Source organism: Veillonella parvula (assembly GCF_902810435.1).
In the GTDB taxonomy this organism is placed as follows: Bacteria; Bacillota; Negativicutes; order Veillonellales; family Veillonellaceae; genus Veillonella.
The window spans coordinates 511,496-523,302 of the sequence record NZ_LR778174.1 but is presented as its reverse complement, the minus strand read 5'-3'; the positions used below and the strand labels follow the sequence as shown (position 1 = coordinate 523,302).

Below are 11,807 nucleotides of genomic sequence, written 5' to 3'. Positions count from 1 at the left end.
TAAAATAAGAATCAAATCATAAATCATATAATTATGATACTTTATAAATACGCCACGTCTCACACTAATTCAAATCATCTCAAAATTAATTTTATAAAATTGATTTTGATGAACCTATTATAGTACGCCTGCTTTTACAATGCAAGATATCAATTTATAACTTTTCTTATGAAAGTATAATTATTATAACCGTATATCCTCCACTAGATAAATACCTAGAATCCTGAAAGAAGCTGTATAGAATGTATTCAAATATCTAAAATCTAAAAAACATAAAGGGCATTTACTAGCCGTCGCTAGCAAATGCCCTTTATGCATATAGTTTGAGAGTGTAAGGACTGTTGAGAGAGAGAGTATATGTGATCTAGATAAGCTTTAGAGAGAACTTATTAAGAGAGAGAAGTTAAAATATTACTTATCTAGAGTCATAGTCAGCCTTACTTAAATAAGTATACATGGAATATCTAAACTATCAAAGTAACTATATAAACAATTCTTAAACCTTTGATTATATCTCTATAATAAAATCTCTATAAAGTCATATCTAATCAACAGCCACGAACAACGTGAGTATAATGTGAATGCATATTCTCGATACTAAACGAATTTATACCCTACACCCCACACTGTAATAATATGCTTACTATCGGATGGATTATCCTCAATTTCTTCACGTAAACGATTAATATGAACCGCTACAGTTGCATAATCACCATAGGAGTCAAGTCCCCATACACGAGAATACAATTCTTCTTTGCTAAATACAATATCACGGTTACGCATCAAGAACTCTAACAACTGGAATTCTTTCTTTTTAAGATGAACCTCTTTTTCATTCACCCATACTTTCATCATTTTAGGGTCGAGACGGATTTCACCGGATTGAATAGCGTTTGTTTCCATTGCATCGCGCTCTGTTAAACGTTTATATTGCGCCAACATAGCTTTAATCTTCGCAATCAATACAGATGGAGAGAATGGCTTTTCAATATAATCATCAGCGCCTACGCCTAAGCCACGGATTTTGTCGATATCATCAAGACGCGCAGTTACCATAACGATTGGTACACGAACTTTGTCACGAATTTGACGACAAACTTCAAAGCCATCCATTTCTGGCAACATAACATCAAGGATAATAAGGTCTACAGGAGTATTTAATGCTGCTTCAATGCCATCTGTACCATTAGTCATAATCGTTACATCATAGCCCGCCACCATTAAATAATCACGCTCAATATTGGCAATATCCAAATCGTCTTCAATAATTAAGATATGTTCACTCATGATTCTTCTCCTTGCTTAGGAAACTCTAATATAATACGTAGACCATGTGGCCTTACATTTTCAATCATAACTCGGCCTTCAAAGATTTCCATAATTCGACGGATAATCGACAATCCTAGGCCACTACCTTCTTGAGGATTCGTACGAGACGAATCTACACGATAGAATGGGCGCATCAGACGCTCTAGAGATTCTGGCGGCACACCTGGTCCATCATCACTGATGACACAGTATACAAAATCATCATCACTCGTTACATCTATGACGCAATGACCAATATCGGTCATTTTATACTTAGCACTATTGTTCAACACATTCTGCAAAACACGTTGTAACAATTGTGGGTTAGCATTGATAAAAGGTGTTTCCGTAGCTATACGGGCCTTAATCTCAAGTCCCTTCGATTGATACGGAGCTAAATGATCTTCTACAAAGTCACGTACAAACTGACCTAATTCAATTCGTTCAGATGGACGAGATTCTTTTTTATAGTTCAATGTTGTTATGAGGAATAGTTCCTCTAACATAGAATCTAAATCATTGGCCCGTTTCAAAATAATTCCCATGTATCTTTTTTGTTGCTCTTCCGTTGGTGCAATACCATCACGAACACCTTCAGCATACGCTTTAATAGCCGTCAATGGAGTTCGTATATCATGGGATATACCAGCGAGTAGCTCTTTTTGTTGCTCCTGTTCCATTTCAATTTGACGATTCGCCATTTCTAACGACTTTGTCATATTCTTAACGTGAATCATGATAAATCGTGTAACAAATCGGTTAATAGCAAAAAATGTAACAATAAAGAGCAATATGGAAACTACGATAATATAGAAAGATACGGATTCCATTAAGCTATCACTACCATGAGTAGCACGCCTAATCGCAATATGGTATACATAGGAATGACGTCCATCGTACTTTCTCATTTCATAAACGAAAGTATTATTGGATTGATATACGATGCCCTGTAATTCAGGGTTAACATCAATAAGACCAACAATGGCAGAAGCACTATAGATTTGTGGATTACCGTAGTTATACACCATACTTCCTTGATCAAGTACTTCAACATATACTTCCTTTGGATCAAGTAAGCTATAGCTAGGCTTAACCAAGCTATTAATTAGATCATTTTCTAACCCATAAAAGGTAATGGTTTCAGTTATTCGACTGACACTTTTAAACTGTTGTTCCTGCTCAATACGCAAATAGTAACCGGCATTGGCCAATATGCGCAAACCTGTAAAATATAGCAAAAATAAAATAATTGCTATTAAAATAGGTACAACAAACAGCACAACATTGGATATCCAAATTCGTATTTGTAAATTCACAGGATTACCTCAATATCATAAATAGTAGATACTCTCTATAGTTTACGCTATTTTTATAACTTAACGCAAGTAAAACACGCAAATATCCAACATATTTTTCACTATTCTTTCATACGTAGTTTATAATTGACCGATTATTCAAAGGTATCTCGACCCTTTTAATATCTAATACTTTTCGTAAAAATTATATTTTCACACGCACCCATGTATCTTATGGCGATATGAAAATTGGTAATATCTGATATTTCATAGTTCCTTAGTCTCCCCTTTTAATAGGAACTCGTCTATACTGTTTATAAAAAAGCTAAAATATAAAAAATGAAACAACTATTGAATCTCTTCATTTAATAAAACAAAATATATACTGAATTATACTATTTCTCTATGAGGATAGTTTAAATATGGTCAAAAAAAAGAGGATTCCTAAGAATCCTCTTTTAAAATTTGGATTAACGACGATTTGCATCGAAGAAGTTAATAGCAACTTCTGGGAACATAGCGTAAGTCAATACGTCTTCGTCAGTGATGCCATTGTAGCCTTTAGAAGCTAAATCTTGACGGTAACCTTCCAATTCAGGTTCGATAAGATCTGCTGGACGGCAAGTAATAGGTTGTTCATCACCAATGATAGTTTGACGAATTTCATCAGAAATTGTACCAGGTAATTGACCATATTTACCACGAACAAGATCTTTAACTTCGTTAGGAACCATTTTGTAACGGTCACCCATCATAACGTTCATCATAGCCATTGTACCAACGATTTGGGATGTTGGAGTTACCAATGGAGGGTAACCCAAGTCTTCACGAACGCGTGGCATTTCATCCATAACGTCAAAGAAGCGATCGCCCATACCCATTTCGTTCAATTGGTTTTGAGTATTGGACAACATACCGCCAGGAATTTGGTAACGACGAACAGCAGGGATTACATCACTAGCTGGTTTCAAGTTGAATTCTTCAGCGATTTGTTGTTTTACTTTACGGAAGTGGTCAACTAATGGAATGTATTTATCAAGGTCAAGACCAAGATCCCATTCAGTACCTTTGAACATTTCAATCATAGTTTCAGTAGCTGGTTGGCTAGTTGCATGAGCGAATGGAGAGATAGCAGTATCGATGATATCTACGCCAGCTTTAGCAGCTTCCCAGTATGTAGTACTAGCAAGACCGCAAGTGAAATGGCTATGCAAGTCGATTGGCAATTCGCCAAAACGTTTTTTGAAAGTAGAAACCAAATCATATGCATCAGCAGGTCCTAACAAACCGGACATATCTTTGATACAAAGGGAATCAGTACCCATTTCTACCAAAGTTTCAGCTACTTTCAAGAAGCTTTCAGTTGTGTGAACTGGAGAAATTGTGTATACCATAGCGGATTGAACGTGTGCACCAGCTTTTTTGGAGTACTTAATAGCAGCTTCCATATTGCGTGGGTCATTCAATGCGTCGAAAATACGGATACGGTCGATACCATTTTTTACAGCCGCATTACAGAATGCTTCTACTACGTCGTCGGAGTAGTGTTTATAGCCCAACAAATTTTGACCGCGAAGCAACATTTGCAATGGGGTATTTTTCAAATTAGCTTTCAATTTGCGAAGGCGTTCCCATGGATCTTCATTCAAGAAACGAAGACAGCTGTCATAAGTAGCGCCGCCCCAACATTCAAGAGCTTCATAACCAATATCATCTAAAAGGCCGAGCACTGGCTCCATTTGTTCGTAGCGCATACGTGTTGCCAAAATAGATTGATGACCGTCACGAAGAACGGTTTCGCAAATTCTTAATTTTTTAGCCATGTTAATCCTCCAAATCGAAATAGTCTGTGTATGTAACTTTATACACTCATCAAGCAACTATCTCATACCTATTTTTTTTACGATTTTTTCGATGTCTGCTCACACTAGCCAAACGCGCTAAAATCGTAATACATACTTATATTAGACTACTTATAAAATTCTTTGTCAACAACCACATTATGCTATTTACTCATAATTTCATGTATACAAAGATGATTTTTTCGTGATGAATATCACAAAAAACTGCAGAGGAACTAGAGTTTAGCATGTATGTTTAATCAAATTAATTTTTTTGTAATTGCTCATTTTAATGAGAAACTAAAAATTATATCGTAATAATTTTTAGTTATTATTAAATACTTTTCAAAATATATCGGTATTTATAAATGTAGTAATTCGATAAACATCGGTATGCTTATGAGTTCATCAATTTTATTAATAACTTAGTCGATATTTTTAAATGCATAAACATACAAAAGAACCTGTCCATTTACGGACAGGCTCTGACGTAATCTTTAAAATTTAAGAGTTCCCATTATACGCATTACTTCTCAGGCTTAACCTTTTTAGGCGCAGTTTCAAGGACAATATTTTTACCTTCCCGTTTTACTTGAATAGAAAAGGCCCCTTCTCCTTCTTTAAAATACTCCATCTTGATATCAAGGAGCATTTTACCAATTATAGTCTCTACTTTTTCAGTTAAGAACTCACGGTAAAATGCATCTTCTTTTTGCTTTGGACTTTGGTAAACTACTGGCTTCTTAGCATCTCGCTCCATATTGAGCATAGTATCTTCAAAATTTTCCGTATCCTTAAAATTTTTCATCATATCCGCATCGGATAAACCTTTTTGGATTTTAAACTTTGCCATGTGTATCTCCTATCAATTCAAAAATTGCTTTTTTTACGCGTACTGGTTCAATACCAGACATACAATATTGATCAGGCTTAGGACAACGTCGTTTTCGGCAGCCCAAGCAATCTAATTCATCATTTACGAGCACCTTAAAGGTTCCCGTCAGAGGTCCCCATAATTTAGGATCCGTAGGGCCAAAGAGTGCTACTACAGGCTTATTTAAAGCTAACGCAATATGCAGAGCTCCAGTATCAGCAGTAACTACTACATCACAACTTTCAATTAAAGCCCCTAATTCTTGAAGCGTCGTTTTCCCTAACATATTCAGTACAATTTTATCAATGCCCTCATCTGTTAGCGAGTCCATCAAGGGTTTGTATTGAGTAGCCTCTTTAGGGCCACCTAAACAAACAAAATTTGCTCTATATTGAAGGGATTTAATGAGGGAGTACCATTTTTCCTGAGGCCATTCTTTCGTTGCCCAAGAGGTGCCTAATACAAGCCCAACTCGTAGAGGTGTATCCACCTCCCCACGATTCAAAGAAATGTCGTTATCAATCGTTTTCCACTGTTCTTCTGCCCAACTATGTAAATTTGATGGCACCTGAAAATCCATGTGGTACAGCGTATTAGCACTAGATTCATTTAGTGGAGAACTGCTTTCAACACCGCATTTAGCTATGTTAAGCGATGTATCTAAATTTGCATGTTCAGTAACAGCCTTTGTTAACAACTGAGCTACCTCTACATAGCGCTTAATCATGTGTTCTGTACTAGGCTTCGTTTTATAGTTAGTAAACAACCAATTCAACTCTTTTGTGCCACCAAGGCCAAGTCTAATGGGGGCTCCTGAAGCTAATAGTACTAACCCTGTTATAAGACGTCCTTGTACATCAATGGCTACATCAAATTTATAAGGTTCTAATTTGGCCTTAAGATCCCACCACATGCGCCACATTGTAGGGATATGTAGTTTTTTAGAATGAGCCTCGTATTCATCCCGTTCCCAGGGAATTATCTCATCTACATAGGGATTGTCCTGTAAAAGCTCTACCATACTAGGCGTTACAATCCAATGCAACTTAGCATCAGGATACTGTTTCTTAATCCACCGCGCAGCAGGTGTAGCATGCAAAATATCACCTATGTAACTAAGGCGTACAAATAATATATTCATAGATATCCTTAGGGTACATACTATTATAGGAATAAAGCCTTTATAATGAAAGAACATTATAAAGGCTTTTTCTTAAGATTTCTTTTTACTACTACTATTGGATGATTTAGAAGATGTAGTATCTTCTGTTACCTTAGTAGTTTCTTCACTACCATTCTTAATGATGTTTTTTACATCTGATAATGTCAACTCATTAAATGTAGTAGGGTGGTTGTATTTGTAAACTGGATTGAAGCCTACACCTAGTTTACCAGTGTAAACAGTCAATGCATTATTATCCTCATCAACACGAGCGATATAGATAGTTTTGTCCATATCAACACCGATAAAGCGGAAGCGCCCTTCAGGGTTGATAACACGCCAACCACCTTCAATGCCATTAAACATGAAGACATCCCCAGTTCTCACATTATCGTAGAAGAAGTTATCCTCATCGTAGAATACGCCGATATGACCGATATCAGTAGCTTGCATGTAAACACGACGTGTATCGTAGTTAGCATCGGTACGATAAATACGATATGTATGTTCTTGAACTTTTACCTTCATATAAACCACATTCGTCGCTTCAGAGTACGCAGCATCTACGATTTTACTGCCCCGAGGCAAGTCTTCAAGTTTCGTATCAACCTCATGTTCTGGATCATCCGCATTAAGACGAGCCATGACAACATCTCTGGAGTCATATAAACCCATGATAGCATAGTTACGGTCTGGCATCCAGTTGAAGTAACTAATCGAACGCCCCTTCAAATCAATATTCGTAGGGGTACTTTCATTAGCCTTGTAAATTTTCAAAGAGTTTTCTGTAACAACGGCCATGAATTGACGGTCATAGGATACATATTTAGTGCCTTCCTTCACATCAGGGAAGTTTTTAGTATCATCTTTTGATGCGCCTGCTACGTTAAACTCTGTAGTCGGCGCAAACATATATTGATCAAGGTATAGGTATACCCCACCTTGCAGAAGAATACCTACCGCAAAGGCGCTCAGTACACGCGTAAAAGGTTTCATCTGTCCTCCTATTTCACGATAAACGCCGTTGGGATCATGCGTTCCCCTAACAAATCGGCAGGTTTATTTACGACTTTACCATTTAGGTACAAAGTTGAACTAGAACCGCCATCTAAATTTGCTGCAATGTAGCAACCTTTTTCAAATAGAATATCTTGTACGTCACGCAAGGTAGCCCCAATAGAATACCCTGGTTGGCGACCATCGATTACAAGGAATAGCACTGTGCCATCTTTCTTTTGACCGATAGCAGTACGAGGACCTACGCCCCAGCCACCATCACCTTCGGTAATCATCTTCTTACCATCAACGATAAGAGGCGGACCAAAGGTAATACCTTCCATGGCCTTCATATCACTAAGCTGAGTTTTATCATAGTTACCAGCGATAAGATTACCAGATTTAGAGAAACCTACAAAGTCTACGTCTTCATCAGGGCCTACATCCTTACCGATAACGTACTCACCGTCATGCAAGATGAAACCATATGGCAAACGGCCTGTACCAGTACCATTAGGGTCGTGGAAACCACCGCCATTAATCGCTGCTACAGCATTATTCATTTTTGCAATATTACTTGTAGTATCGCCTTTTTCTTGAATATTAGCCGCTGTACCTACTTGGATACGACGAGGATCAGGAATTTCTAAAATATAGCCTACATAACGAGCAGACTGGATTTTTTCAAGATTTAAAGTCTTATCTTCACGAGCATTAAACTTGAACAAATCTTGGCTTTTAACAACCCCTACAGTCCCCAAAATAGATTGTAACTCGTCTTCATTAAACAACCACGTAATGTAATGAGGATGGCGAGATTGTAAGATAGCACCAATAACGGCGCGCTTTACATTATTAAATGGTCCAAAGAGCACCACGAAGGGTGATGTGACAACGGTAAATAAGAACACCATAATGATGAACTTTACCCAATTCTTTTTGAACAATGTATTTCTCCTTATAAATCAGTGAAATGTTCAGTGCTAATGCGCTCTTCAAAATGCTTGATATCTACCGCATTACCTACCCAAACACGCAAAATATTATATGGATTATCACCCGTATGAGCCCAGCCAGACTTCATAGCCATGCCCATCTTGATACCAGCTTTCTTAGATGCCGAATCGGTGAATTCATTTTTATCTCCATACGGATAGCAGAACCAAGGATTATCCTTAATGCCTACTTCTTTAGCAAGTGCCTCTTGGGCCTTTGTGATATTTTCAATTTGTTTCGCTTCAGACAATTGACCCATTTCTATATGTTGGAAACCATGATTGGAAATAGTGATACCATTTTTATGCATTTCACGCACTTGATCCCAAGTTAAACGCGTACCAATATCGCCAGGATTAATAAAAACAGTCGCTGGGAAACCATATTCTTTCATGATTGGATATACAATAGAATATGTATCTGCATAACCATCATCAAAGGTCAAAACAACTGGTTTTTCAGGCACTGCAGCACCATTTACAACATATTCATACAATTGTTCCATCGTCAATGGATTGTAGCCGTTATCCTTGAGGAACTTCATTTGTTCTCTGAATAAATCCTCCCGAATAACCGCATCATTATCTTTGTCGTCGCCGACTTTATGATACATAAGGACAGGAATGCCCGATGGATGTACCATCTTAACTTCTTTTACAGGCGGTACTGAACTAGTAGGTTCTGTTTTTTGTGAAAGCACGCCACAACCTGCCACAACCATTGCCAATACCAAAAGTAACAGTGTTACCAACGGAATCCGTTTCATAGGTCCTCCTCTATTAGAACACAATTATATACAGAATATTATAACATTTCCATGAAGAATAGTAAAAAGTAACGCTTTATTAGTACTTCATCAATCAATTTTCAGGATCTAGGATACATAGTTTCATCTGGATGCCTATAACACCGGAAAGCCTAAATTCATATAAATCTTCAGTATCAAAAATCATTTAAAACTTCTACGATTATTTAGAGCTATATTGTAATCCGTTCAATAATGCTTTAATATTCTAATTATAATACACATTACTAAAATTATGCTCATCCAATAGACAAAGGATTTCTTATGAAAAAACGCTTAAGCCTTATACAAATGGACGTCCATGTAAACGAAGTGGAATACAATTATGCACGCGTCCAAGAATTACTTTCACAAGCCCTATCAGAAAGTCCTGACATTATCGTCTTGCCCGAAACATGGAATACAGGATTTCATCCATCTAAGGATTTAATCAATATTTCTGACAGAAATGGAGAAAGAACAAAAGCTTTATTAAGTACATTCGCAAAAGAACACAATGTAAACATTGTGGGCGGTTCTGTAGCCGTAGCAAAAGAGGATTTAGTATTTAATACATCCTATGCTTACAACCGTAAAGGCACGCTCGTAGGAGAGTATTCCAAAATGCACGGATTTAGTCCTGCTAAAGAGGACCAATACTTTGCTAGCGGTACACATACCACTCATTTCGAATTGGATGGTATTCCTTGTAGTACGGTTATCTGTTACGATATTCGCTTTCCTGAGCTCGTGAGAATGGCTGCATTATCAAATACAGAGTTATTATTTGTACCTGCTCAATGGCCTACTATGCGTTTACGCCACTGGCAAGTATTAAACGAAGTGCGCGCCATTGAAAACCAACTCTTCTTATGTGCTGTCAACGGCTGTGGTACAGTAGGTCGAGTTCAAAGCACTGGTCACTCCGCCGTATACGACCCATGGGGCACCAATCTACTCGAAATGGACACTAGGGAGGGCATCTCATCTATAGATATCGACCTCACCGTAGTAGAGGATATTCGCAATAAAATCAATATTTTTAGAGATCGCAAACCTGAACTCTACAAGCTATAAAATAAAGGCACATCGTTTTTAACTACCATCTTAAACAATTCATTTATAGATGGTCTGCGCATAAAACAATGTGCCTTTTTATTTTTACTCTACTGTATTAAGAAAATAAATGACTCTAGTTTGCTCTGGATTAACGGCCATGCCTGCAACAGTAAACATATTATATGAATAATCAAATTTAAAGATGTAGAATGTGTACTCTGCGTTAAATGGTCGCTTTACTTCTTTATACGAATAGTAACCTAAATATTTTTTCTGTAAAGTCTTATTTTCATCATTGGACAACACTTTATCAGAACTTAATTTACTAATATCTTGCTCTAAGTCCAAAACCATTTGATTATTCATTTGGTTAGAGAGCTCACGATCAACCTTTCGCTTAATATTCTCATTGCTTAGCGCCATTTTATATTGATACATATTATTGAATATATTAGTTACTTCAATCCATTCTTCTGGCAATATAGTAGACAAGTATTTTCTATAATTCATCTTAACATCTTCGTACGGTTTAATAGAAACACGTTCAGCCTCACCCTTAGTAATAATAACCTTAGCATGATTTTCTGCATCTTGAATATAGGGCTTTAGTTCTGATGGTTTACCCGTAAAAGAAACTTGAATATACCGACCATCTTCAATCGCCTTAGGCGGCTTTAAATGAATATCAACCTGCTTAGCAAAAGAAGGTATTTTCTTTGGAAAACCAGACAAATCATTTACTTTATTTATATCTATATGATTGTAATATTCCTTGTCATTAACAGGGTACTTACTGCTTTCTCTAAAATTAATGGCCTTTACAATTTGTTTTTCAATTTCTTCTCGTGTATAAGGATTTTTAATAAGGTCTCGTTGCGGCACACTTCTTATTGTTCTATTATGTTCCTCAATATGAGCGTGCATACGTGATTCTACCTCTCGATTTAGCAACATTTGTTCATTAAATGTTTTTTTAGCAACAGACATAACAGCATAAGATAATTCTGTTTCACCCGTAACTTTACTTTCCAAATAAGGCATAACTTCTTGAGGTTGTACTCTATCAAGTTGAGTAGTTTTTGCGCCTAATAGCGTTGATACAGATGAGATGGATATCTGCTCAGCATTTATTATTCCTATATTAGCAAACAATGCTGTCGCAACTAGTACAATTCCTTTTAAATTCATTCAAGTCTCCATCAAATAATTATATTAAAAACTGGCTATACATCTCATATAATTAGTCATATACATTAAAACTCAATAAGCTTCCACATATTCTCTGGAACCTGTTCTAGAGGTTTATTTTTCGCAATTGCTTCTTTTAGAATATCAATAGTATCTTGCACATCTTGTTTATCCTTTGTATCAGGATCATGAAGGATGACACGATTTAAAGAATCTTCACCAAATTGTTTTACATATTCTTTTTCTACTTGATTAAGTTCACGGCGTAAATATTTCATAGATAATAACCTCCCAATATATTTAA

General features: G+C 36.6%; 11 protein-coding genes. 1 reads left to right on the top strand and 10 read right to left on the bottom strand.

Annotated elements, in window-relative coordinates; all coding sequences use genetic code 11:
• Positions 1-597: 597 nt before the first annotated feature.
• The 8 genes from FNLLGLLA_RS02225 to FNLLGLLA_RS02190 form a co-directional block, all read right to left on the bottom strand.
• The gene (locus tag FNLLGLLA_RS02225; RefSeq protein WP_004693664.1) at positions 598-1,287 is read right to left on the bottom strand and encodes a response regulator transcription factor; all 690 of its coding nucleotides are present in this window, start codon (positions 1,285-1,287) and stop codon (positions 598-600) included.
• The gene (locus FNLLGLLA_RS02220) at positions 1,284-2,624 is read right to left on the bottom strand and encodes a sensor histidine kinase (protein WP_077708186.1); all 1,341 of its coding nucleotides are present in this window, start codon (positions 2,622-2,624) and stop codon (positions 1,284-1,286) included. Before FNLLGLLA_RS02220 ends, FNLLGLLA_RS02225 begins: the two co-directional genes overlap by 4 nt.
• Positions 2,625-3,073: 449 nt before the next feature.
• Entirely contained in the window at positions 3,074-4,426 is a 1,353-nt protein-coding gene (locus FNLLGLLA_RS02215; RefSeq protein ID WP_008602782.1) for a pyruvate carboxylase subunit B, read from the bottom strand.
• A 544-nt stretch (positions 4,427-4,970) separates the two neighbouring features.
• On the bottom strand, positions 4,971-5,297 hold the full coding sequence (locus tag FNLLGLLA_RS02210) for a hypothetical protein (RefSeq protein WP_101928968.1): 327 nt from the start codon (positions 5,295-5,297) through the stop codon (positions 4,971-4,973).
• A complete protein-coding gene (locus FNLLGLLA_RS02205; protein WP_101928967.1) occupies positions 5,284-6,459 on the bottom strand; it encodes a glycosyltransferase family 9 protein in 1,176 nt (391 codons plus the stop codon). Before FNLLGLLA_RS02205 ends, FNLLGLLA_RS02210 begins: the two co-directional genes overlap by 14 nt.
• Before the next feature lie 72 nt (positions 6,460-6,531).
• A complete protein-coding gene (locus tag FNLLGLLA_RS02200) occupies positions 6,532-7,476 on the bottom strand; it encodes a hypothetical protein (RefSeq protein WP_101928966.1) in 945 nt (314 codons plus the stop codon).
• An 8-nt stretch (positions 7,477-7,484) separates the two neighbouring features.
• Positions 7,485-8,423, bottom strand: coding sequence for a phosphodiester glycosidase family protein (locus FNLLGLLA_RS02195; RefSeq protein ID WP_004693677.1), 939 nt, complete (start codon positions 8,421-8,423; stop codon positions 7,485-7,487).
• Between the two features lie 11 nt (positions 8,424-8,434).
• Positions 8,435-9,238: a polysaccharide deacetylase family protein gene (locus FNLLGLLA_RS02190; protein WP_101928965.1), complete on the bottom strand. Its 804-nt coding sequence runs from the start codon at positions 9,236-9,238 to the stop codon at positions 8,435-8,437.
• Positions 9,239-9,541: 303 nt separating this feature from the next.
• On the opposite strand from FNLLGLLA_RS02190, the gene FNLLGLLA_RS02185 reads away from it, so the two are divergent.
• Positions 9,542-10,333 carry a carbon-nitrogen family hydrolase gene (locus FNLLGLLA_RS02185; protein ID WP_012863950.1) on the top strand — a complete coding sequence of 264 codons (792 nt, stop codon included), beginning with the start codon at positions 9,542-9,544 and terminating at the stop codon, positions 10,331-10,333.
• A gap of 84 nt (positions 10,334-10,417) precedes the next feature.
• Here FNLLGLLA_RS02185 and FNLLGLLA_RS02180 read toward each other — a convergent pair whose 3' ends face one another.
• Together FNLLGLLA_RS02180 and FNLLGLLA_RS02175 are read right to left on the bottom strand one after the other, a co-directional pair.
• Positions 10,418-11,503 (bottom strand): hypothetical protein, encoded by a 1,086-nt coding sequence (locus FNLLGLLA_RS02180; protein ID WP_101928964.1) that lies wholly within the window; start codon positions 11,501-11,503, stop codon positions 10,418-10,420.
• Between the two features lie 65 nt (positions 11,504-11,568).
• Positions 11,569-11,781 (bottom strand): hypothetical protein, encoded by a 213-nt coding sequence (locus FNLLGLLA_RS02175; RefSeq protein ID WP_101928963.1) that lies wholly within the window; start codon positions 11,779-11,781, stop codon positions 11,569-11,571.
• Between the last annotated feature and the right edge of the window lie 26 nt (positions 11,782-11,807).